The sequence below is a fragment of the Nitrospiraceae bacterium genome (assembly GCA_020632595.1).
Taxonomy (GTDB): Bacteria; Nitrospirota; Nitrospiria; order Nitrospirales; family UBA8639; genus Nitrospira_E.
This window is the reverse complement of the sequence record JACKFF010000019.1, coordinates 43,647-68,164: the sequence shown is the minus strand read 5'-3', so window position 1 is coordinate 68,164 and position 24,518 is coordinate 43,647. Positions and strand designations below refer to the sequence as shown.

The following is a 24,518-nucleotide window of genomic DNA, read 5'->3' as shown; positions in this document are numbered from 1 at the left end:
GATTTTAGAGGCAATGGCGGATGGCACTGGTTCATTGGACCGGAGGCGGGCGTCGTCGTCGGGGCAGGTGGTTCCCTGGAAGCCATTTTCTTTCCCAAGGTTAACCTGGAATCCTTTGCAGGATGGGGGTCCGGTATTGGAGGATCCGCCGGAGCTGTTGCGACCTTCAATATGGATGGAATGTGGGATGGTAGTGTGAAAGAATTTCAGGGCTTTGGAATCGGGGGAGGTGGTGGTGTCGGATCAAAAATGGTCGGCAGTCTGGCCGCTTCTTATACCCACGCTTGGAAAATCGGTAAATAGCGTAAAACAGACGTTATCAGTCTTTTCGTTGACTATCCCGGCCTGGCTTCCGGAAGGAAGCCGGGCCAATTTTCTCAATCACCGGATTGTATAAGCGAAAGGGGTGTCAATTATGAAAGATAGAAATTTTTCCATTTTGGTCACGGCACTACATGTTGTCATCCTTTTCGGCTTGTTTACCTCCGGTCTTGCCGAAGATGCCAACCAAAGAAGTCAAGATCGCATTTCGCCCCCCTCAACGAGAAAAATCCTTTCGCCGTCAGGGCGCGAACCTGTTACAAAAGCATTCCCGACCGCTGATCAAAAATTCACGACAATTTTTTCGAAACTGGCGACATTGGAGCAAATTGTGGCGTCTCTCCAAAAACAGGTCGCCGCTCAGGCACAACTCATCACCCAACTCAAACAAGTGATTTCCGTCAATTCATCAGGCACCGTCACCATTCAGGCACCGGGCACTCTCAAAATTGCCGCAGGAGGAAATCTGAACCTCTCGGGTAGCACTGTAAATGTGAACACCGCAATTACCGGCATCCATGGAATTCTTAAAGCCGACACCATGATGACCACCACGGTCATCGCCAAAAGCTATACCCCTGGAGCCGGCAATATTTGGTAACCTTCACCTTTCATTGTCGTGATCATTCAACTCCCATGGGCGAGCCCCATCACGCTCAGATACCGTACTCGGCGAGTTGTCCCTGAGGACCTCCCGCAATGAGAAATGCGGTGACCCTCAAAATTTTGATGCAGGCGAAAACTGTGGTTTCCAGAAAAAGCAACCCGACGAGTTTCGAGTTATGAAGTGTGAGAATATCGATACAGCGTTTTGATGGACTGAATCCCATCTCTCCAGCGGATTTTTTTCCCGTCCGCCTTACTTCTGGGTAAATAAGAAATCGGCACCTCTGTCACTCGCCAATTCTTTTGAGCCACTTTCAGTGTGAGCTCCAACTCCAATTCGAATCCTGATTCTTCGAGCGAGATATCGCTCAAGACTTCCTGTTTAAACACTTTGTAACCGGTCCATACATCCGTCAACGATAACCCCGTCGCAGCATTGGTTAACGTGGTGAAAATCTTGTTACCCAGATAGGAGACCGGTGGCCAACTCCCTTTCCATCCCCCCAAAAACCGGGATCCGTAAACAACATCGGTCCGGCCTGTTATCACTGGCTCCAAGAGACGATGATAATCCTCTGGACTATATTCCAAATCAGCGTCCTGCACGATTACGATGCTCCCTCGAACCTGCCGAAATCCCGTTTTCAGGGCTGCGCCTTTTCCTTGATTGTGTTGGTGAGCCAACACCCTGACACGAGAACAACCGGCACATGATTCACGGAATTCTTTCTGGCTTCCTTCGCTCTCGATAGCCCCCTGACCGAACTGCTCGGAGAGCCATTCCAGAGTTCCATCCGTGGACCCGTCATCCACAATGATTAGTTCTTTCAGAATTTCCACCTTTTGCACACGGCCGACAATCGTCTCAATCGTATTCCGTTCGTTGTAGACGGGTATAACAATACTCACCAATGGAATTTTTTGATTTATAGTATCTTGCAGCTTTTCCATATCTCTTTCGACCGCAGCGGACATGGCCGCCTGAAACCAATTGCTTAAGAGATTGCAGGTAGCCTACCATGAACGTTCAAAAAACCCCTCTCATTTTTTGAGGAGGAAATTCACTCCCCCAAAAGTCTCCAATTTTGGACGACGGGATCTCACCATTATCTGCAGGAGGATCAATTCGAACTGACGGATAGCACCCATTTGTGCCCGGTCTTTTCTTTGCAATTGCGATTTTCCTCATTGTTTTCAACACCTTTCCTGTCCCATCTTCTTTGTCTCATGACACACCTCAGGACACCTGATCCCTTGAGACAAATTGCCCCCCCAATAGCCCATTTTCAATGCATCACAATGCCCAATCAATCCGGCACTCTCCTTGCGTAGTTCATCGGTCATGTATCTCAATGGATACATGCATCTTTCTCAAAGAAACAAAGTCCCACTCACACGAGAAGCCCCCCAATTCACTGCCTCCATTGCTCAAATCATTGCTAGGAGCCCTGATATAAAGACCCGATTTTGACATGGCATCTAAATTGCTGTTTAATTCTCTATATGGGATTTTCTTCAAAATTCCCCATTTAAGATTCATTTTTGAAGGGAAAACCCCACAGGAAGAGTCATTTAATAGACGCCGGTTTGGATTATTTACTTTTTACAATCTGGAGAAAAATTTCATGGTTACCGGTCTAAGAAAAAATTCCACTATTAGCCTGTCCACTTGGGGACAACGCGGAACGGCAGGGTTGGTCGAGGAATGGGAACCCCGGATACCCATTCCTGAAGAAAAGCAACAAAATCGCCGACGTTCATCCATCTCCGGTCCGAACTCAATCGAGCCGACCACGGAGGAGGAAAATCTTAAGAAATAGGATGCTCCCCTCAAGGAAACTCGTTTAATCTTCTTCGTACAAGTAATGTATCCAGCCATCCCCCATGGACTGGGTTTTGGGTAACAAAGTTTGAGCACTCTACCCGAGTGACATTCAACAGCCTCCTCCACAGCACTAGAATCTACCAACCTCTCAGGAAAATATTTTCTCGGAGTCTTAGGAAAATATCATTTATCTCAGAAAATGTTGGGCTTCCTTTGACCACATTGCTCTCAATCGGTCTGTTCCGAAAGCAGAAAGTAACAACCTGACGACGATGCAATTATTGAATGAGGCCGACTAACAACAGAAGTATTCTTGAGGTAAACGATATCGTCCGAGGTCAAATATGGCTCGGCCGATTGCTATCAATTCATGTAGAATTACCAGCCTTCCCATTTCTGGGACTGATCTCAGAAATTACACGGTCACACCTTCATTCCAAGTGGATTCTCGCATGCTTCGGATTGCACAATCTTTTACAATTCCCGTAAGGTAGAGCCTTGAAATTCTATTTTTACCGTATTCTAACGATACGTTTGTGAACATACTCTCCTTTCTCAGGCTTGGCCTATTGTGGTATCTGGTGAGTCTGCCTACCGCGCTGCTTTGGGCTGCCCCTCCGAATGTGGTCTTGAGCCGTGCACTCCACTTTTCTTCTCCCGATGGCACTCCCATCACCATAGAACCCGGAAAATATTTCATTGAACAAGCCGGACCATCTACAATGCGGGTCATCCCTGAAGGGGATAAACCCGGTCTCACCATTCAGGCAGAATCTCTCACTCACGAGCAATACGAATTGTTTTCTCCCATGGCGCTCACTCGGCCCCAAAAGAACGAAGAGGTCTTAATTGAACTCCTATTACCGGGTGGAATTCGCCTGGAGGCCCGAGGATCAACGAAGGCTCCTGTCGAACCACCGAAAATCGCCGTGGTCTCACCCCCTCCTCTAGCCCCATTGACTCAAGTGCCTGAAGCTGCAGAGAGTGTTCCCCCTCCTGTCCCTACGTCACCTCCATCAATGCAAGAGAATATTCCGGCTACTTTGGCCCTGCCCACTGGTGATTCTTCTGCCATGACGAAGAGTTTAGATACCTTCTTCCCGTATCATGCCCCTCAGGTTTCTGCCCAAGGCACACGGGTTGTCGTGGATGAGCAGGAACCGGGAAAAGACCCGTTGTACCTGTCTGTCTTATCCCCGGACCATATTGGATTGACAATGTTTGAACAGCCCGCTCTTTTTTGGTTTATTGCCCAACTGACGTCGCAACCCGTGGATGTCATGATTATGGATGAGGGGAATACACAAATTCTGCTCGATGTCCGCATGCTCCCTCCTATTCGGCCTGGCATTCATAAAGTAGACCTGAAGGATTATGGGATCAGGCTCCAACTCAATACGACCTATCAATTGAAAATCGTTCTTCAGGGCCTGAACCCAGGAGAAAGCCATACAACCAACGGATGGATTATGCGAGTCTCGCCTTCGGCCAATGTAGCAAATCTTGCCAATCTCCCATCCATTAATGCGACTCCCACGGAACCATTACTTGAAGCAGGGCTTTGGTATGACGCCATCTGGGCCTTATCAGAACGCCTTCACACCGATCCCAACGATGTTCGAGCTCTCACCCAGCGAGCCAATCTTTTTGAACAAGTTGGTCTTCTCCCGCCGGCCAGACAGGATCGTGCCCACCTTCCTCTTCCCTAGAAAAAACTCATAGTGCGGGATTGAGGGATTTTTCCTTCCAAAGCGGACTCCCTCCCCGGTTTACTTCCAGTCATTTACCTGTAACCAAAGGTACGTAGCCCTAACTGGTTGTCGGGAAAATTCCCCATAACGGTCAACAAAATCAGCCATTTTCTTACTTTTTTTGCCTGGCATCGGTACACTTGCAACAGATTTTTCCCGTTCATCAGAGTCAACCAACCAGCAGGTGTGAACCATGAGCCTCATTGGTACGACAAACCCCACAAGAACGTCCACATCGTCAGACTTGAGATACAAGACGATCAGCTAAGGAAACTCCATGATTATTCTGATCCTTTCGACATTCATGTTGCTATTTCCGACCTCATCCCTTGCACACGCAGCAAATCCCCAGCTCACCAAACAGATTTTCATCCTCAAACAACACACCGCCTTTCTTCAAAGGGCAGTCTGTTGAAACCAAAGGAGGTCTTTCATGCGAAAAATGTTTATGTCCCTTGCAAGTATTCTGTTCATTTCTCATATTTCATTCGCTATTGCCGCTGAGCCGAACATGGGAAAGGTCCAACCACCCTCCATGGCCCCACAACGGGGAGGGACCATTCCGCAACTTCAATTGACACCGGATTATCTCTACAAACAAATCATGGCTCTTCAACAACAGGTTGCCGGCCTCCAAGCCCAGGTGAACGCTCTCCGATCGGTTGTCCAGGTTACACAAAACGGGGCGACCATACAGGCGGCGAATCTGACCATCAACGCCCAAAACAATCTGGCCATGATTTCTTCAAAAAAAATCAATCTGACCGCTGGAGATGATTTGACCCTCACAAGCGGAAAAGACATGTCCTTACAAAGCCAGAAAGATGTCACGGCTGAAGGCGCAGGCAAAATAAGAATTAAAGCTCCACAAATAAAATTAAATGACGGCACCCAGCCTCTTGCAGTCGTCGGAAGCTCAGTCTCCGGAGGGAAAGTCATCAATGGGAGTGTGAGCGTCTTTGTTAAATAATAAATCCAGCCATTCTTCGAGGTTCAATTGGCAGGCAGAGGAACAAAGAGTCAGGCCCGGTGAACCCTCTGTCTTTTACGAGGCAGGCAAGACTCTCCTTACTCCCGAATTGCCTTTGAGAGAGCACGAGACCGGAGACGCATAAGAAATAGAGCTTCATCAAGATATTTTTGATTGATGGCATGTCAAGCACCAACACCGACGCCCCCCAAACGGCATCCCTGGCGCATCCGTTCAGAAAAAAACGTAATAGCCATTACTTAGCCTTCCTGATGGCAATGGGTAAGCGGCTGGAATCCCTTGTGGAACTTCTGCGACATGCAAAGCAACAATGTCTTTATGGAACATTCAACGAATATGAACCCTTCCACTTCGCCGGGTACCGCCTCAGCGGACTTCTCAACGCCCAAATTTGGGAGACAGCGGAGGAAACCAATCCTTTATTTTGGATTATGCCAATGGTGCCGTCACGGGAGAAGGAATCGAGGAGGAAAGATGGAGCGAGATGTATTGGGACTCCTATGCCGGCATGTAATCTGTCAACACGGAATATTGGAAAATGAGTTTGCCGGGGGAACAGTGGGAGAGTTGGGAGCAACGCTCCCAGTTCGTGTTGTCCGGCGGGGCGAGTCGGGCAAGGAATTGTTGTGCGATCTGGCCTAATTGTTACTGGTGGGATGTTTTTTTTCGAAACGAGTTTGATTCACCGCGATAAAAAACAGCCTCGATTTCCTAATTATCCCGCTATTACAATCCCATCGAGAAATTCGAGGGGTGGCTTGCGGATAAACGGCAGGCTTTCCTCCACTCACTGGTAGAAGTAGGCAGATTCTTTTTAAACAGGCTTTCGTCATGGGTTTCTAAGACAGCAGATTCGTCACTTATTTAGGTGCCGGATAGGAAATACTCTCCCTTTTTCCCATTTCATTAATCGGACTAGAAACGGCCGGTATATTCATATCTGCCACCAATGTTTACGGCATGTACCCCTTTCGTTACTTCCCCACATAACACCGGCCGAAGATTTCCGGGACCTATGGTGTATTCTCTCTTTGCTTTTCTCATTAAAATTAATTATTTAGGTTGCATTCCCGGTTGGGCAGAATCAACTCTACGACCAACGGCATCAAGGTTGCTTTTAATTGGAATCAGGAACGGGTGACAGCCGACTGACCAAATAGAGAGGCAACACCATGGAAGGTATTTTACTCATCATCATCAGTTGCGTAAGTTTGTTGGGAGTGGTTTCTTTGTATTGGTTATGGCGACCATAGGCAAAACCCTATAAAAAATCCTTTCAATCCCCAACCATGCCATCTCTCACGACTTCCATGCTCCCGATTCAACTTGTCAGGTGGAATGACGTATTGCCCACCCTTCCATATCGGTTTTATGGTGCTGGATATTTGCGCTCCACTGGGCGTGAACATTTTTGTCGGCTGATATCTTTTGCGAATAAAGAAGTCTGTAATTCTCACTGCGTCAATTTTTCAGAGAATTCTGTGGCCTACGGTTTCTAAAGGAGAGACAAGAGCTGAACGACACAATGACCATTCGTCGATCATGTGAAGAGGGAATATATCTATTTCGGGAAGGCGATTATGTGTGGAGAGTGAACGAAGACGGCAAGGTGGATTGTGCCATTTTAGGTCATACCACCGTGTTTGAACTTCTCACTTTCATTCAGAAATGGAAAACCCCGTCGCGTCGGATCTTTCAAGACTATCCCTTCCAGGATTTTTCTCACTGACTGGAAGAGTTTTTATCCCCGAACTCCAATTCTCATGACCTGCTTATGACTGCCTGGTTCTCCCGGCACTGCTTGACACCGCTCCCTTTTTAACAAGCCGACGTGATCATCATTGAAAAGCCGAGGCCATGCAAGATTCCTGGAATCCTGACGGCCTCGGCTCCCAAATCGACGTCCCATTGAACATGCCCTGGGATCCGGCCAAGACTCATTCCCCTACAGTAAATCAGAACCCACAAGCAGTGTTGTCCCGGAATCCATCACTCACGACCTTCTTCTTTTTCACTGAACCCGGATGGGAATATACGCACGATTATTCGAACCATTCACCTCATTGATATCATTGTCCTCATCAATGATGATTCCCAGCCAGTAATTTTGTCCGGCATTCAGATAATTGGGAATGATCACCGGAATGGTGGTGGTTAACACGTCGGCGGGATGAATCGAGCCAAATGTTCCCCCACCAATACGGGTATCGCTATAACTAATAAAGTCATTGGTGGAGACATAAATGCCAAACGTCACATTGGAATGAGTCTGTTTTCCATTATTTTCGATGGTAAATTCAGGCCGTACCACACTTCCCCGATTCACCCGATACCCGGGCTCCCCTGCGATTGTAATACCCGTCAACGTCGCAGTGTTGGCACTATTCCGGACCCGGACACGGTCATGACTTGAATACTCCCCGCTGGCTCCGGTTCTTCGCCAGTGCGAGGCGGACACATCGTTAAAGGAGGAGCTTTGAGAGCCATACAGCACCCGCGCTCCATGCGAAGCATCTTCCCCGAAATACGTGATAGCTGATCCCCCATTAGTGTGATGGTGGCGCCAGGAATCACCCATGACATTATATTCCCAATTGACATGCATCAGGCCAAGATAGTGGCCGGCCTCGTGCACGATGACGGCATCGATGGGACGGCTTGAGCCGGTATACGTAAAATTCGCGTTTTTGTTTTGGGAGGTCGTCCAGGACCGCCCGGTGGAATCCAGCACAATATCCACTTCATCCAGTCCATAATGCCACCCGAATAACCAGTAGCAATGATAGCGCATGCGGGCCTCTCCCGGTGGAGAAATACTGGAAGCCCAAATTTCATTTTGTCCATTTCCACTCCCCACCCCGCCGGTTTCCGTCGTATGGTTGATCGTGAACGGCGAGGGATTCGTGTTCGTAATATTCACACCACGTTGGGCTGCCTGCAGGACACTCCCGGCCGGGAAACTTCCAGTATTAATCCGCGCTGTCGTGGAGTTTCCTCCCCAACGCAATTTCTTGCCACTGTCCCCATTGCATTCCAGCCAGGATGCCGAAAATGCGGGAGAACTACACAAGACCACGAAAATCATGGGTACCAAAATTTTTGTCATATTCATTATCGAAGCCCCTCCTTGGCATGGATGTCATAGCGTTCTTCATCGCTTATTTTAAGTACGGCCTCATCCTTGGCCTCGAGAGCCAAGACCTCTTGGTCAGGCACTTCAAATCGTTCTTTCACGTTAGCCATCACTATTGGGGATCGAGGATCGCCCACCCGTTTATTCCACTCACGTATAGCGTCAAAAAATACGTCGGGAGTCAAAGGATCTCCGTAAACTTCCATTGGAATGGCCTCTGGTTCGTCGGCGACATCTTTTCGGATTGGCAGAATCTGATTGCCCAGATTGACCGTCGTGACCTTTGGAGCTTCCCGCTCATAACGGGCCTGCAGGTCCTTCAAGCTCTGTCGGCTCTCCCGGCTCACTCGATCGATATAGGCCTTCATTTCAGGTCGTTCCAGCAGGGCCTTAAACGAAGGGCGAGGTATTTCCATCACATTGAGATCGAACCGTGGTTTTCCGCCAATACGCAACGTTTTGTGGGCTTCCACAACCGGCACGCCCCAACCATTCAACACCTGATTTTCATGTATACGAAATCTTCCCTCGACACATTCCACCAACTGACAATCGTCGATTTCTCCTCCTTTGACAAACAACACATCGGTTTGTCCAAGGGCAAACGCAGGAGCTGTCGACACCATGTAGACACCACCCTGCCCATCGGCCCCACCGGGAATTCGGAGTGTGACCTTTTTGTCCGGCACGTCACCTCGTAAAACTTCCAAAACCTGGTAAGTCACGAACGTATGGGGAAGACCCTGGGGTTGCTCTTTCGTGGGCTCCGAGTTTCGATATTGGATATCAACAACCGTGCCATACATAATCAGACCCGCTTCACGAACTTTAGATTGAAGACCCTCTTCGCCCGCATCGTTCGGACTATGTCCCCATGCTGATGAATTGATGGCTACCATACCAAGCATTACCGCTACGTTGAACAACACATTGAGTTTCATAGAATGCCCTTTCTGTTTCCTTCGCGTGAATACAAAATTGCCGGAATCGTGATGAATCAGTCTTCATTTACGGATCACCGAAAACATTGTGTGTCCATCTCCTGCGTTGTCTCTGAATCTTGTGCGCCTGCTTTCCGAGCATGCACCCTCCTTGGTGAGTGAATGAGAAAAATTATTTCTGCAGCCTGCTAAAGCAACCTCAATGCCAGAACCTTCCATTGACGAAATCTATTTCTACTAACAAAAATTCATCATAATTTTAGGCGGTTAGGGCACATTTCAATCCTGTAGTGCTTCGAGCAACTCCTCATGACCCAGAAATGGAAACAAGATGAGATACGAATGGTATCGGTTTAGATACGCACGCCGTGAGTGACGATCCATCGGCGCATGCTTTTTCCTCATCGATACCGGAGGACATTGAGGGCAGGCAGGCAGATGCGTTACCACGATAAGACGGAACGAAGTGATCAGGATCGATGGGACGGGTTAACAGGTCCGCTTCACTGACAGGTGGAAGCGGAAGGAAACACCACCAGGACAAATGGGGCGTAGCACCAAAAACAGTTAGACAGCTTTGAGCCATTCATAACGGAAATCATGCCGGGAATTGTTCACTGCGGGTGCGATCGCAGTCATTACTTCAATAGGCGGGGATAGCTTATGGACGGAAAACAAGAACCTATCAGGCAATCGAGAGGAAACCCTTTTCAGGGCAATCTCGGAAGGCCAGGGGCAAAAGACAGGTGAGAGCAAGAGCCCTACATGGATTCAGCTATTCAAGCGAACATCGGCACCACACGCTCACAGTACATTTCCACCTGAACATACCCGGGCTTCATGGGAAGTCGAACCACACTCAGAATGCCAACCTGGTCGAGCGCTATGGAAAACAATACGGTTTTCTTGTCTGTCGGAGACAACCAGCGAAGCATGCCCCGTGTTTCAAACTTGTCCCCATTCTTGCCTTTCAGTACAAAATCCGAATGCCACGCATAGAAGGAATCGGCCAGCTTTTCTGGAAGCTGAAAGCTTAAATTCGAATAATCGATAGGAAGAGCTCCTTGGAAACCGGACCCGTCAGGCGACTGAAGCAATTTGGCCAAAAAGGTAGGCGACTGCACCCGAACGACATTCGAGACAACTCCCATATTTTGGAATGAGAGATCGAAGAAGCCTTTCATCGGTGCACTGGTAAAGGGAATCTGGAAAAATTTCTGGGGCGATATGAAATTCGAATGGTATTCAGATTGCTGAATCCCCATGGTGATTCGCATGGACGCCGGTTGCTCTGCCGACCCGACATCGACCTCGGGAAAGGCGATTTGACGAAGAAACCCTCCGGAAAATTGCATCTCACTTCCCTGACCGGACAACCGTTCTTTCACGATAATTGTCCCGCTGACTGCCTGGTTCGTTCCCTTCAGGCTGTTGGTCAACCAGGCATTGACCGGTGCACCGGGAACAGGAAGATAGTGAAACACGAGATCGCGATATTGCATCGCCTCAATTCGTTTGGCGATACGCCCATCGGTCCCCAGCATACCTTTTGACGGGCGTGCGATCGGTTCACCCCCTTCAAAACCGAAAACCTCCACAGGTTGAGCCCCTCCCAGGCTAAATCCATACGCGAAAGGCGACTGAAACAGGGAAGGCTGAAACGATCCGGGGGAAGTTGGTTGCTGAGGGGGTTGAACCGTCGTCGCATTGATATCCTCAATCGACACTGCGGCAATTGTCGGCTGAGCCCAACGACCGATCAACAGGGGAGCACTGACGGCCGCCAGTCCGACAGCACAGGTCCGCTTCATAAATTCCCGTCTGGAGAGATCAACTTTCGAAAACAGGGGATTGGGTGTTTTTGATTTCATGGCAAACCCTTGATATTGCCTGTGTCGTTAATGGGGGAGATTTAAAAAAACCACTTGTTATGACACCCCCCTTTTCATCATGCCCCCATAGGCAGGGGTTCATCCATAGACCAATGGTCTGCTTCCACCGCACCGTAATTCTTCTCATTCTCATAGCCATTTGAGTTTGGTTAAGGCGACACCCTGTTCGCGTGATCGGAATCCGAAACTCCTGGCCTGAACTCGTTGAGCATCACGTAGCGTCTCGCCGGGTACCCTCTACCTTTTAGTTCGTCTTATTTTTCCGGATGTTGTCCCGGATATACCGATAACGTGAGTCGGTCGTTTTCATTCCTCCTCCGCATGGACCATTTTGAAAGCAGAGGTTGGCCGGCATGAACCAGTGCTCCACAATGCTGGCCTGCTGTTCGACGTTATATTGCCCCCAGGACTTACCCACGGTGTAGGAATACGCAGATGCCACGTCACCCCCGTTATTGATGGCACTAAGCGTTTGGTGTGCGCCGGAATTGAGCATAAAAGGGACAAGGTGTTGACCTTGCCAGACGTGGGTCAGTTCATGAATGAGCAGAAGCTTTCGTTCGTCGTTGGTAGTCAGACTGGAGTAATTGCTGCCAACGTTAATCATGTACATTGGGGGGGTGTTGGTGGTCCAGGGTCTAGCTCCCGCACCAAGTGTATCAGTAATTTTCACCATATCGTAATTAATGGTGTTCTGGAACACTGACTTAGCCAAATTTTTCTCCGCAGTAGAGAGAGATCGAATTTTGGGTGCTTTGGGAGGAGGCGGCAGTTTTGGGAAAAATCCCCGCGATTGAACCCCTTGGTCATCAGAGCTAGCGGGACCAGTCTCAGGTCCAGTTTCCGAAGCAGTTGGGGGCAACGGCTCGTCCGCCAACCCCATGCCCGGAATCCCGAATGTTAGCAACAGCCCAGTGATGAGGTATCTTATCAATGCTTGCATAATGCCCTCCTTGAAACTCTGACGGGGTTTACAAGTCAACACAGTCACCTCTTTAAAACAAATCATGGACGCCAACTGTAGTCCTTAGCTCCTCTCAATAATGCGGGACACCTTTGGGGCCCTCGATTGTCAGCCAATAGACATATTCCAATTGATCCGGCCCCGGGCTGACTTCCCATTTAATAGATGGGTTCCAAGAAGACATTCCAGGAAGATCACGTCTGAGTTTTGCATAATCCGGAGGATTAATCTTTTCACTTCCTGAACTCTTCTTAAACGTATATTCAACCTTCTTGAACACCCATCCATTTTTGAGGGTCACTTCATATTTATCGGTACCATCATCCCAATCGACGGCTGAATCGCAATTGACGTGCTGCGCATAAATCGATCCTGTTTTAAAGACCGGAGGGATTGCGACAGAAAAACAGTTTCCGCCGGTACTCGTATTCAGGTCGTTGCAATAATTTCGATCTCCTCCGGTGGAACAATGGCCCACCTTCACTGCCGGATCATCATGCTTGAGCTGTTTGCTGGATCGGGCGGCATAAAATGGAACTTTCCACGCGATTCCTCCTATCCCTTTTGATGACAGAACTTGAAATTTTGCCTGATGATCCATGACGCCGGAAATATTTCCAGGAATTTTGGCTTTAAGATTGGTATCGCTCCATTCCTCCACGGACAAGGCCACAACCTGCGGAACTGGATGGCTCAGATGCAGATTGATCTTCCCCTTGGAGGTTCCAAAATGTTCCCCTTTGACATAGAGGGTTCCGTTCGGCGTCAGAGCCCCCAGCTTAGGAGTGGTAAAGATTCCAATGACTTTGGGAAGATACTTGAGCGCGTCCGGGCCAAGTTTAAAAGCCTTCACCCCCCGCGTTTGGATGCCGCTCGCAGATCCTACCGCCTGCATGGCTTTTCCATCAGGCAACAGCACCATCACGACGACCTGGTCATCCCCCTCCTTCATCGATACCACTTCAGCTGCTTTCACCGACCGATCATGCGTGGTTATCTCCGCCTGGACAATGATTGCTTCGGCTTCTTCGTTGTCAGCCGATTTCAATCGCAACCCATTTGAATCCGCATCCACATAATAACCACCGGCGGGAAAAACCTTATCCTGTCCTTCAGCGGTTAAAAAATGAAGATCACGGTCAAACTCCACTACCGGCTCAAATTCCAGTTGTTCAACCTCCCGCTCAATGTCTGTTGCCTGTACGCTGTCTGTTTGGGCCAGGCCCTTATCCACACCTGCCAAAACAGTCACCGCAAAGATCATAGCCAATGAAAAAGTTGTGGTTCTCATTGCTTACCTCCTTTGTGTTTTTTGTACCCGGTTCTCTCATACCCGGACCCTTTTGGCTTCCAATAAAGGCATTACCTATAGGACCCCGCCGGCCCCGAGAGATGAACATCAACCCGATACTCCAGCTATCAGAGTCCGCAACCTATGGTTTGTTCTATTGGCCGTGAACTGGGTCAGTTGCCTCAACCTGATACACGCCAAGCCCCACCTCGATATCATCTTCCGCAGGAGTGAGAAAATAAATAACGGCTGTGAACACCGGTGGCGCCGAAATAATCCCAATAATGGCTGATGTAAGCCCAGCCGCGATGGGAAGAATGGAAACAAGGCATGCCATGGAGGGCTGTCGGCACATACCTCACCTCTTCTGATTCTAATTTTCTTTACAAAAATTATCACCTTTAGTTCCTGTGTCGTTCATTCTCCTCAAATGGTTCAATGCCTCACACGCCATTTACCCACCCTGAAATATTTTTCTTGGAGGGTGAATGCAACGCCTATCCTGCCAATTCAACACAAATTAAGAAACCCCCATGTGAGGATTTCCAGGGAACTTGTTTTTAAAGCTTAGATGCGAGCATCAACCTATTGTGGGTGAAAGAGAGAAGGAGGCCATGAATCGGGTCTCCCAAAAGGGGTAGCTCGGCTCTCAGACTGAGAGCATAAGAATTTCCTGGGCATTGAGGTTGTTGCCCTCCTGTAAACCCGACAATATAGATGTGGGATCAGTTATGGCTCAAAAAAGGAATTCTACCCAGGCCTCAAATTCGTTGAGGCTGATTCATCAGGCCGAAAACCCTTCCGTTTGAAGCCCTAGCGATTCGAAAGAGTCATTCATTAAGATGGAGCATTCTCAATAGGGTTTCTCAATCATTCGGTTCTTCTATGAATGAACAGGCAGACAGGCCGGCCCCTTATCGTTTTCCCCCAAGAAACGAGTGTAAACAGATGAACCCTTGAGTCCTGAAATCCGACAGACCGAGCAACAACGGCGCACCAGGCTTTTTTTAACATGCGATCATGATTATCGTATCCCCAACTCTTCGCCATCTTTCCTCAGCATTCTTGTGGATCTCGCTCCTCGTAGTTAGTGGCATCTTTGGAGAAGGATGGGCGCCTAATTCCTATGGAGCCCCTACGCCTCCCCGCACTCTCAATGGACATCAAGGTGAAATATTCGGACTGGCCTTCGATCCCTCCGGTCAAATCATCGCCTCGGGAAGCGGAGATCAAAGTATTAGACTGTGGGACGTAGAAACCGGCCGTCTTCAAACCGTCTTGAAAGGACATACGGCTCCCGTCCGAACGTTAGCCTTCTCCCCGAAAGGGAATTTTCTCGCTTCCGGAGGAAGCGATAAGACCACCCGGATCTGGGATGTGCAGACAGGAAAAGAAACGGTCTCTTTCACTTCGGTTTTTGGAAATATTCGAGCGGTAGCCTTTTCTCCGGATGGAGAAATTTTGGCCAGTACAGGCGATGGAGGCAGCCTTCGTTTATTAAACTGGAAAGCCAAAAAAGAATTGAAAGCCATGAAAAGCGGGTTCGGCATTATCTATGCCGTAGCGTTTTCACCTTCGGGATCTACCTTAGCCACCGGCAGCAGCGATACTCATGTGCACATCTGGGATCCCTCAAGCGGTCAACAGCAAACCGTCTTTTCCGGACATACCAAAGCGGTGCTTTCCGTCGCGTTTTCTCCAGATGGATCCTTGCTGGCCAGTGGATCTGCCGATGGCACAATCAGACTCTGGGAAGTCCAAACTGGGCGGGAACGAGGGGTCCTTCTCGGCCATTCCGGGGACGTGAACGCGGTTGGATTTATGGCCAATGGGATACACGTAATTTCTGCCGGAAGCGATGGAACCGTCCGTTTTTGGGATAGCTCAACCAGTCGGTCCTTGGGCATTCTTTCCAATTTCAAAGGGCCGGTATGGGCCTTGGCTCTGACCCATAACGAAGCACTCATGGCCATTGGAGGCCGCGACCGGACCGTCCATCTTCAAACGGCCACCATCACTCCGGCGCAAACCTCCTCCGGAGCTTCACCAGTGATCCCCAGAGATGCCGATGTCGGCCCCCCCCCTGTCCCTCCTCCGCATGCGGAAGCGGATGTCCTGATTCAGCCTCATGAATTGAACCCCGGCGATGAACTCACCGTCGACCTCCGTGTCTCCAATACCGGCAAAGGTCCGCTGTACCGATTCCTGGCTAAAACCAGTAGCTCTCACCCTGTGCTGGACGGTCGGACTCTTTATTTTGGAAAGATTCCGGCAGGGCAATCGAAATCGGAAATATTGAAGGTGAATATTCCCAAAGACATGACCACTGATGAAATTCCGTTAGACATCCAGTTCGAGGAATATAACGGATTTGTGCCGCCCCCCCTCAAGGCCCTCATCACCCTCTCCGGACCTCCGCGGCCCCGCTTAGCCTATAATTACCAAATTCTTGATAACGGCACCGGGCAGTCGGTGGGGAATGGTGACGGGCGAATTCAAAAAGGTGAAGCGGTTGACCTGTTGTTAACCATCAAAAATGTGGGCGTGGTGCCCGCAATGGACACCTGGGTGGAATTGACCAATCAGGAGGGGCAGCATTTGGACATCCGGCCTCATGTCATTCGATTCGGTCAATTGGAGCCGAATGACACCAAACAGGCCCGCATTAGTTTTACCGTGTGGCCCGATTACCCCAAACAGGCACTCGGATTCGGGTTATTAATTAAAGAAAAAACTCAAAATGTGTTTTTGAATGAAAAAGTGGACCTGGTGGTGGATATCCTGCCCCCTCAACCGATCATCGCCACGAATAAAATCGTGATGGTGACGCAGGACCATGCCTCCTTGCTCAGCGGAGCAGGAGCGGAAAGTTCCGTGCTGGCCACCGTCGAAAAAGCGCAATCCCTCTCAGCTACCGGAGAGCTTGGCGACTGGTACCGGATCCAGCTGTCAGAAAAAGAGACAGGCTGGATTTCCAAGCAACAAGTCACCGTCCAAAGTTCAATAAAAGGCGAAATGCCCATACCCGCCATTCAGGGACTGGAAGCCAATAAGGCGGCTCAATTCATCAACCTGCCCGAACAACTTCAGCAAGCAGAACAGGAACGGGCTCGCATCGAACAGACCTTGAAACAGCGTGAACAGGAAATGGCTCTTCTTCAGACCAAACTGGAGCACATGACCAGTACGCAACAGTCCACCCTTTCCACCACGCAGGAAAAATTGGAACGGGAGCGGACCGAACGGGAACAGATCGAACTGGCGTTACAACATCGTGAGCGGGAAGCGCAGCAGCTCCGGGCCCAACTCGAAGATTCAGCCAATTTAAAATCTTCCGAGCTCTCTACCATGCGCGAACATCTCCAGCAGGAACAGGCACAGCGGGAACAGGCGGAGAAAGCCTTGCGAAAATTCAAACAGGAAATGGCCCAGTTAGAAGCCAAATTAAACAACATGAATCAGCCCCAGGTTTCCCCCAAAACACCTCCGGCCATTGCCGTAGCGACCCCGTATGATCAACAGATTCTGACAGTCGACCGGGTACACCTGGTGGGAGCAGCGGCCAGCGACCGGGGCATTGCCCGAATAGAAGTCCGCGTGAATAACGAACTGTTGGCCAGGCGTCAGGGCCGCGGGGTGGCCGTCGTTTCCTCCACAGACACGCCGCAATCGACACAGGAATTTTCTGAAACCATTCAACTTCGGGAGGGAGAAAATATTATCACCGTCATAGCCTATGACGGGGACCAATTGGAATCCAGTCGAACCCTTCGGGTGACCCGGGAAATAAACAGGGGACAAATCTGGGCTGTCGTTATCGGCATTTCACAATACAAGACCGTCAGATCGTTAAAGTACGCCGACAAAGACGCATCAGCATTTCGGGATTATCTCACCAAGAATGTAGGAGTCTTGCCCGATCATCTGACATTCTTAATCAATGAGGAAGCCACACTGTTCAATCTGAAACGATCGTTAGGAACGGAATTAAAACGAAAAGCCGGCCCGAAGGACACCGTTATTATCTATTATGCCGGGCATGGAGCACCTGAACCTGATGCTTCCAGCCCGGACGGGGATGGCCTGGAAAAGTACCTGATTCCCTATGATGCTGACCCGCAGGATTTGTATACCACCGGCCTGCCGATGCGGGAAGTCGAAACAATTTTCCATCGATTGTCCGCCGAACGGGTCATTTTCATTACAGATTCTTGTTATAGTGGCGCCACTGCCGGGCGGACTTTTTCCACTGCCGCCCGCAGGGCAACACTTTCAGATGGTTTTTTAACCCGATTGTCCAAAGGAAAAGGCCGGGTGGTGCTGACAGCCAGCAGAGCCGGAGAAGTCAGTGAAGAACGCGATGAACTGGGCCATGGCGTCTTTACCTACTATTTACTCGAAGGGCTGAATGGAAAAGCCGATGTGGATGGAGATAGCATCGTGACGGTTGATGAAGCGTATTCCTATCTTTCCACCCACGTCCCCCAGGCCACAGGCCAAAATCAACACCCCGTCAAAAAGGGTGAGGTGGAAGGACAGTTAATTCTCGGACGAATCCAATTTTAAAAGAAAAGCGTATTTTCACACCCTAATGTAGGAGGACCCGCTCATGATGCCATGTTCGCGTTCGACAATTCACCCCTCAGCCGGTCTGGTGCTTTTCCTGATCGCTCTCCTGACGGGTTGTTCCGTGTTTGCACCCCCCAAACCTGAAGGATTGAATACCCGGGTTTATACGGCAAATGAAAGCTCCAATACCGTTACAGTCCTTGATGGAGACACATATCAAGTTATCGGTGATATCGAAACGCTGAATTATGGGGCGCACGATCTGGCTCTCAGCCGTGACGGGAAACAACTCTGGGTGACGAATCTGGCTAATGGACGGGTCTCGGTTATTGATACCGAATCCCGTACAACAATTGCCTCGATTTATACCGGCACTCGCGCCCATGTCGTGGCTCTTACCAACAACAATAAACATGCATGGGTGGCCAATATTTCTGACAACACTATTTCGATCATTGATACCACGATCTTTCGCATTCTCGGGACAATTCCAGTCGGAAAAGGCCCGATGGGCATTGCTTTTTCCCGTGACGGAAAATTTGCGTATGTCAGTACACAGGACAAAATGGTTAATATTATCGACACATCCGCACACCAGGTGATCAAGCAAATCCCGGTCGGACCCAATCCCCATTTTCTCACGCTGGGGCCCGATGGCAATATATGGGGAACCAATACCGGCAGTAATGACATTTATGTCATCGACACGACAACCAATGAAATCGCCAAAACGATTGAGGTCGGCCCGGCTCCGCAACAAATCGCGTTTGCCTTAAAGGGAACTGCCGGCCCCAATGCCTATGTCACGGTCACCGGCATTAATAAGGTGGTCGTGGTTGATGCCACCTCCCCAACCCTTGCCATTCGCGAACAAATTGATGTGGGAGATGGCCCAAACGGAATCTGGGCCAATGCCGTCGGCACCAAAATCTATGTCGGTCACACACAATCAAACAATGTGATGGTCGTCGATACCGGAACAAGCCAGGTCCTCGCAACCCTTCCAGTCGGAAGAAAACCCATTCGGGTCGTCGCATCCCGGTGAACCACATCATGGGGGTAGGGATCATTCCTGCCTGATCATTCAATTGATGATTTTTCAAATGCCGAATAGGAGGCTCACATGAACGATACCAATGCATCCATTTTACTCAACGCACGACCACGTCTGACCCGCCACCTCATTTCCGGAATGTGTGGGATGGTGGTCTGTCTGGGATTTCTTTCCCTCTCTGCAGTTCAGGCAGCCGAGGAACTGGTAGGGAATGCCGTAAATGCTGTTGGAGATTTCACGGTATTTCGAACCGATGGTATTCAGGAACGACTTGAGGGCAAAGGGTCTCTCGCGTTATACGAAGGAGACAGAGTCAAAACCGGCTCAGGAAGCCAGGCATTAATGGAATTCACTAATGGCATCCAAGTGGCCCTTAACGAAGACACCGATCTTCTTATTCTCTCCCGCTGGGAAGACGGCAAGGGATTTACCAGAATCTTACGTCTGGCGAACGGAGAGGTTTGGGTGAAAACCATGGGAGGACCAAAACCCCTGGAAATTGAAACGCCCGTAGCCACTGCAGCCGTGAAGGAAACGGAATTTGACATCAAGGTCTTGCCGGATGGTCAAACGACTCTCACTGTGGTGGAGGGAATTGTGGAATTTGGCACTGCATTCGGAACCTGCCCGATCAAAACTTCCACAATCAGCTATGGAAATCGCGGGAAAAAATGCACGAAGCCGGCACCGGTCGACGTAGCCCCTAATGTCGCGTGGGTCCAGGGTATTCAACAGTAACAATTACCGTTACGGTATCGCCATATATTGGGCCCGTTCCGTCAGACATGAACGGGCCCGATTTTTTTTCGTGTTGGGATCCGGCCTGGGAGCCTGTCGGACTTCGGATGAATCGGCTGCAAAAGTGCCTAAGCGGCCAATATTTCGCCGCCTCCTTGGCCCATAGTCCCACTATGGGCCGGCAAAGTCGTCAAAATTTGCCCTCGCTCAGTCACATTTTCGCTATCGATTCCCAAAGTCCGACAGACTCCTAGTGGATTATCCCCGCCCTTTCTTTCTCTATCATTCCTTTCCACGATTGCCCTTGGAACGTAACCAACCTGGTTCCGGGGATATTAACCTTTCAACACTTTCGATAGGGGCAGGACATTTTCTCCAGAAGTTTTTTCCAAGCGCTCCTCTAAGCGCTTGAGGGCTATTTGTGTATCTTTTAAATCTTTGAGTATCTCTTTTTGTGTGACCGGCCCCTGAAGTTCAGCCAGGCGTTCGGCTTTGGCCTCATCGAGGTTATTGATCACCACGGCAATAAACAGATTAATCACGACAAACGTTCCTAAAACCACAAAACTCACAAAATAGATCCAAGACAGGTAATGAAAATCCATGGCGGTATACATCACATCAGTCCAATCTTCCAGGGTCACGACGCGAAATAGGGTCAACAGCGAGATCCCCAATGATCGCCAATGCGTCGGATCGTGCTCATGAAACAACTGATAGCCCATAATGGCATAGACATAAAAGATCACGCCCATGAGAGTCATGACGTGAATCATGCTGGGAATAGATCTCACGAGGGTTGAAACGATAAGGCGGAGCTCAGGAATGGTCGAGATGAGACGAACCACCCGCAACAATCGGGCCAACCGGGCAATCATGGCAAATTCACCGGTAGCCGGAATCAAAGAAAACACGATGACGGAAAAATCAAAGATGTTCCAGCCATCCCGAAAATACCGATCAATCTGAGGTGCCACGGCAATCATTTTGATAAGGGCTTCCAGAATGAAAATTCCAAGGATGAGGTGGTTTCCCCAGTGCATCAAGGCACCATAATGTTCCACCAGTGCCGGTGAGGTTTCCAGCCCCAGAATAACCCCGTTAATGAGAATACAGGCAATGATCCCATACTCAAACCATGGGGCGCGGACCATCTGATTCGCTTGATCTTTCATCGTCGTCAACTCACAGACTTATGGCGCATCCTCACCCTGGAACCAGGAGGAGCACGCGCGCCGATTCACTCATGTTGGAAAATGGGAGGGATGAACCCAGTGAAGGAAAGCCGTTGCTCAATTCCTCGGGGAGCTTCAACTCCCCGACATTTGCAAATAGCCCCGTAGTAAATCTCTTCGCGCAACGATCCCGATCAATTTCCCCTTCGAATCCACAACAGGCACCCGAATCAGATGATTATTTTGCAGGACATCGATCAGCGTCAGGACATTGGTATCTTGCGTAACCGATAGCGGATTGGCAGTCATGATATCACCTGCTGTCACGTCTTCCAGGTTTTTCCCTTTGCGCAAGGCCTTAAGTAAATCAAACTCGGAAACGATTCCCACCAATTTCGAAGTTTCATCGATGATGGGAACGGAACCAAATCCTTCCATCATATACGAGGCCAGTAATTTGGCTTCCGAATCCTTCATGCCCGATTGCACTTCTTTCTCCATGACACTGCCCACCGTTAACTGCCCGAATTTACTAGCCCGCAAAGCTGCCAGATCATCGCTCATATGGTTTTTCCCTTTTTTAGGTAAACGTTCCGTTCATGCCCACGTTATTGTTTGTTCAAATGATTCCAGTACTCCGGCTCACAATTCAGTAGAACGTGGGATTCATCTCCACATTTCCGGGCTATTGTACCTGATGAGTTACAACGGGAAAAGATGGTATTTCCCACATGCCACTTCCAACACGCCTTCAGGGTTCCAGTTCTTCAACTTAAGGTCGGCAGCCAAATCCGCATCCCATGCCTCCTGCGGAACCAGGCCCACAATTTCACTTTCCTGAATTTCCACACCCAACCGATGAGACTCCCGCTCCACCGCCTGAAATGCCGCTCGCAGGGAGGTTTGCCGGAAATCCGTCAGATTCATGGACACCTGCACAAGCCCTTTTGATGACAAGGGTACACCCATGGCCTTGAGCGCAGGGAAACCTCCACCTGATGACCGGATCGTGCCGGCAATACGACGAGCCACTTGAATGTCCTGACTTTTGAGGACCACGTTAAAGGCAATCAGGAAGAAACGGGCTCCGATTGCGACCGCCCCTGCCGTAGGATGCAATACGTTTGGGCCAAAATCAGGCTTCCAATCTGCCTCTTGATCCATCCGTTCCTGTAACCCCGAAAGCCCCCCTCGCCGTATAATGTCCAGCCGGGCCCGCAAAGACACCAAAGCCGCCTGTTCATAGAGAAAGACGGGAATGCCCAGTTCCTGTCCGACTCGCCTGCCCAAATCTTTGGCATAGTCCGCACACTCCTCCATCGTCACGCCTCGGAAGGGAATCCAGGGCACCACATCAACCGCCCCGATGCGTGGATGCTGCCCCTGATGCCTGCGGAGGTCGATGCTTTGCTGTGCTTCTCGAATAAACTGAAAAAGCGCAGTAGCCATGGCCTCAGGCTCCCCTGCAAGGGTAAAAACCGATCGATGATGATCGGGATCTACATGAAGATCGAGTAAGGCCACATCGGGCACCGACTGAATACGCTGGGTCAACACAGCGAGTACAGCCTTATCCACGCCCTCACTCACATTCGGCACACATTCCACCAACCGATCCATGGCCCCTTCCTTACATCTACCTGCACGGCTAAAACGCCTGCGATTCATACCTCATGCAGGCAACAATTCAGAACAGGCATTTGTTGACACCGAAAAAATTACCATATTATAGTCGAGAGAGCGGTAAGCCTCATCCTTGGACAATGCCTCCAAGCACAACCAACCCTATTAAAGGGCGGGATTTGTTATACTCCGTCACAATCCGTCTATATTGAGGACTCTTTAAGAGGCGACCCATCATTTTTCTGAGAAAGAAGGTGACATCATGAACGCCACCCACGTTGAACCAGCAACCGCCTTAGCCGAGCTCAAAGAAACCAAACCCGATAAAGTGACACTTGTCGTCCTGAGTGGAGACATGGACCGCGTCATGGCGGCCCTGATTATTGCGACGGGCGCCGCAGCCATGGGCATGAAGGTGACGATGTTTTTTACCTTTTGGGGGCTGAATGCCATCCGGAAGGAAAATGTGAGTAGCTCCCCGAAGGATTGGCTCCGTCGAGCCTTTGGATGGCTGAACAAAGGAGGAGCCAGTCGCCTGCCCCTTTCACGATTTCATTTTGGAGGTCTCGGAACCACCATGATGAAAAAGGTGATGAAAGATAATCGCATGCCCGGCATACCCGAACTTATGGAGACCGCCAAAGACCTGGATGTGAAGATGATTGCCTGCACTACGACCCTGGGACTCATGGGCATTTCAAAAGACACGCTCATTGATGGCATCGACCAACTCGCCGGAGTCAGCACTTATTTGGCGGAAGCCCGGCACGGGTCCGTAAACTTATTTATCTAACGACCACCACAAAAGGATGCACTATGATACCAGCCGACGTTAAACTGGACACATTGGGGTATTTTTGCCCGATGCCCATCATTCTGACCTCAAAAAAAATCAAAGAACTCGCCTCAGGGCAAGTCCTTGAAGTGATTTCGGATGACGAAGGGATTAAAAAAGATATGCCGGCCTGGTGCGAGACAACCGGACACGCCATGGTGGGCATGGAAGAAGAAGGTGCCGCCGACAAAAAAGTCTACAAAGCCTACGTCAAAAAGGCCTGAGATGCTGCTCTTGTAGAAAATCTCTTTCCCAGAGCCTCATAACTGATCCATCACCGGGGCGCTGAACGCTGGGGAAAATCCGTCAATCTTCGAAATTTCACAATAAATACCCTATCCAGATCCAGACGGCCCTACTTAACGGAGTGCTCCCCTTTCATCGTCCAGTCCTTTTTGGCGGGGAGGGAATATGAATGAATCCCCAATGACACGCCTCAGTTGAGTGTTATCATGTTCAGAGTATGGGACTGTTGAATATCGTAAAAATTTTGCCGTTTCATTCGCTTCTGAGTTACGGAGGCTTATTAGAGAAAAATAGTGAAGTGTTCAAAAAGGCCGGTGCAGACCTGAAGCTTCACGAAGGAAAGGCCGCAGCCGCTAGGACGAGCGGAGCGTACGGAGGAGTGCGTGAGCACGGCCTAGGGGCGAGAACGCCGCTGGCGGTATTTTTTTTCAACGCTCCCAGTATTGAAAGTCGAGCCGTTGCTACAGAAATTTGGCTCCATTACCCACTGACCATCTTGGTTCTTTTTATGAGCACAGCTTCTTCAGTATGGGCATTCATGTTTTTGACGAAGACAAAGGATT

General features: G+C 49.7%; 22 protein-coding genes. 12 read left to right on the top strand and 10 right to left on the bottom strand.

All coding sequences use genetic code 11. The annotated features are described in order from the left end of the window. Together H6750_20170 and H6750_20165 are read left to right on the top strand one after the other, a co-directional pair. The coding region (locus H6750_20170; protein MCB9776630.1) for a hypothetical protein at window positions 1-303 on the top strand (303 nt) is incomplete at its 5' end. Between the two features lie 112 nt (window positions 304-415). Further along, window positions 416-922, top strand: coding sequence for a hypothetical protein (locus H6750_20165; GenBank protein ID MCB9776629.1), 507 nt, complete (start codon window positions 416-418; stop codon window positions 920-922). Window positions 923-1,101: 179 nt separating this feature from the next. Here the strand turns inward: H6750_20165 and H6750_20160 are convergent, their stop codons facing one another. Further along, window positions 1,102-1,878 (bottom strand): glycosyltransferase family 2 protein, encoded by a 777-nt coding sequence (locus tag H6750_20160; GenBank protein ID MCB9776628.1) that lies wholly within the window; start codon window positions 1,876-1,878, stop codon window positions 1,102-1,104. 674 nt (window positions 1,879-2,552) lie between these two features. On the opposite strand from H6750_20160, the gene H6750_20155 reads away from it, so the two are divergent. From H6750_20155 to H6750_20135, 5 genes are all read left to right on the top strand, one after another. Then, complete coding sequence (locus tag H6750_20155; GenBank protein MCB9776627.1) at window positions 2,553-2,747, top strand: hypothetical protein; 195 nt, start codon at window positions 2,553-2,555, stop codon at window positions 2,745-2,747. Between the two features lie 541 nt (window positions 2,748-3,288). Continuing rightward, entirely contained in the window at window positions 3,289-4,461 is a 1,173-nt protein-coding gene (locus H6750_20150) for a DUF928 domain-containing protein (GenBank protein MCB9776626.1), read from the top strand. A gap of 475 nt (window positions 4,462-4,936) precedes the next feature. Next, window positions 4,937-5,473: a hypothetical protein gene (locus H6750_20145; GenBank protein ID MCB9776625.1), complete on the top strand. Its 537-nt coding sequence runs from the start codon at window positions 4,937-4,939 to the stop codon at window positions 5,471-5,473. Between the two features lie 495 nt (window positions 5,474-5,968). Beyond that, on the top strand, window positions 5,969-6,136 hold the full coding sequence (locus H6750_20140) for a hypothetical protein (protein MCB9776624.1): 168 nt from the start codon (window positions 5,969-5,971) through the stop codon (window positions 6,134-6,136). 883 nt (window positions 6,137-7,019) lie between these two features. Continuing rightward, window positions 7,020-7,223: a hypothetical protein gene (locus tag H6750_20135; GenBank protein ID MCB9776623.1), complete on the top strand. Its 204-nt coding sequence runs from the start codon at window positions 7,020-7,022 to the stop codon at window positions 7,221-7,223. Between the two features lie 282 nt (window positions 7,224-7,505). Here the strand turns inward: H6750_20135 and H6750_20130 are convergent, their stop codons facing one another. The 6 genes from H6750_20130 to H6750_20105 all read right to left on the bottom strand — a co-directional run bounded on the left by H6750_20130 (window position 7,506) and on the right by H6750_20105 (window position 14,070). Continuing rightward, window positions 7,506-8,606: a hypothetical protein gene (locus H6750_20130; protein ID MCB9776622.1), complete on the bottom strand. Its 1,101-nt coding sequence runs from the start codon at window positions 8,604-8,606 to the stop codon at window positions 7,506-7,508. Further along, window positions 8,606-9,568, bottom strand: a complete 963-nt coding sequence (locus H6750_20125) for a hypothetical protein (GenBank protein MCB9776621.1) — start codon at window positions 9,566-9,568, stop codon at window positions 8,606-8,608. The genes H6750_20130 and H6750_20125 overlap by 1 nt, the downstream gene beginning before the upstream one ends. A 779-nt stretch (window positions 9,569-10,347) precedes the next feature. Beyond that, a complete protein-coding gene (locus H6750_20120; GenBank protein ID MCB9776620.1) occupies window positions 10,348-11,439 on the bottom strand; it encodes a twin-arginine translocation signal domain-containing protein in 1,092 nt (363 codons plus the stop codon). A gap of 265 nt (window positions 11,440-11,704) precedes the next feature. Beyond that, window positions 11,705-12,403: a hypothetical protein gene (locus H6750_20115; protein MCB9776619.1), complete on the bottom strand. Its 699-nt coding sequence runs from the start codon at window positions 12,401-12,403 to the stop codon at window positions 11,705-11,707. Window positions 12,404-12,497: 94 nt separating this feature from the next. Continuing rightward, the gene (locus H6750_20110) at window positions 12,498-13,715 is read right to left on the bottom strand and encodes a hypothetical protein (protein ID MCB9776618.1); all 1,218 of its coding nucleotides are present in this window, start codon (window positions 13,713-13,715) and stop codon (window positions 12,498-12,500) included. Window positions 13,716-13,869: 154 nt separating this feature from the next. Beyond that, window positions 13,870-14,070, bottom strand: a complete 201-nt coding sequence (locus H6750_20105; protein MCB9776617.1) for a hypothetical protein — start codon at window positions 14,068-14,070, stop codon at window positions 13,870-13,872. Window positions 14,071-14,735: 665 nt separating this feature from the next. Here H6750_20105 and H6750_20100 point away from each other — a divergent pair. The 3 genes from H6750_20100 (at window position 14,736) to H6750_20090 (ending at window position 20,076) form a co-directional block, all read left to right on the top strand. Further along, complete coding sequence (locus H6750_20100) at window positions 14,736-18,281, top strand: caspase family protein (protein MCB9776616.1); 3,546 nt, start codon at window positions 14,736-14,738, stop codon at window positions 18,279-18,281. Between the two features lie 43 nt (window positions 18,282-18,324). Beyond that, window positions 18,325-19,329 (top strand): hypothetical protein, encoded by a 1,005-nt coding sequence (locus H6750_20095; protein ID MCB9776615.1) that lies wholly within the window; start codon window positions 18,325-18,327, stop codon window positions 19,327-19,329. 78 nt (window positions 19,330-19,407) lie between these two features. Next, window positions 19,408-20,076: a FecR domain-containing protein gene (locus H6750_20090; protein MCB9776614.1), complete on the top strand. Its 669-nt coding sequence runs from the start codon at window positions 19,408-19,410 to the stop codon at window positions 20,074-20,076. 335 nt (window positions 20,077-20,411) lie between these two features. Here the strand turns inward: H6750_20090 and H6750_20085 are convergent, their stop codons facing one another. The 3 genes from H6750_20085 to ftcD form a co-directional block, all read right to left on the bottom strand. After that, window positions 20,412-21,251 (bottom strand): ion transporter, encoded by an 840-nt coding sequence (locus H6750_20085; GenBank protein MCB9776613.1) that lies wholly within the window; start codon window positions 21,249-21,251, stop codon window positions 20,412-20,414. A gap of 135 nt (window positions 21,252-21,386) precedes the next feature. Next, window positions 21,387-21,815, bottom strand: coding sequence for a CBS domain-containing protein (locus H6750_20080; GenBank protein ID MCB9776612.1), 429 nt, complete (start codon window positions 21,813-21,815; stop codon window positions 21,387-21,389). A gap of 138 nt (window positions 21,816-21,953) precedes the next feature. Continuing rightward, entirely contained in the window at window positions 21,954-22,871 is a 918-nt protein-coding gene (ftcD, locus tag H6750_20075; protein ID MCB9776611.1) for a glutamate formimidoyltransferase, read from the bottom strand. 265 nt (window positions 22,872-23,136) lie between these two features. Here ftcD and H6750_20070 point away from each other — a divergent pair, with 265 nt between their 5' ends. Both H6750_20070 and H6750_20065 read left to right on the top strand, forming a co-directional pair. Beyond that, window positions 23,137-23,667, top strand: coding sequence for a DsrE/DsrF/DrsH-like family protein (locus H6750_20070; GenBank protein MCB9776610.1), 531 nt, complete (start codon window positions 23,137-23,139; stop codon window positions 23,665-23,667). Between the two features lie 23 nt (window positions 23,668-23,690). Then, on the top strand, window positions 23,691-23,933 hold the full coding sequence (locus H6750_20065; GenBank protein ID MCB9776609.1) for a sulfurtransferase TusA family protein: 243 nt from the start codon (window positions 23,691-23,693) through the stop codon (window positions 23,931-23,933). Window positions 23,934-24,518: the final 585 nt, after the last annotated feature.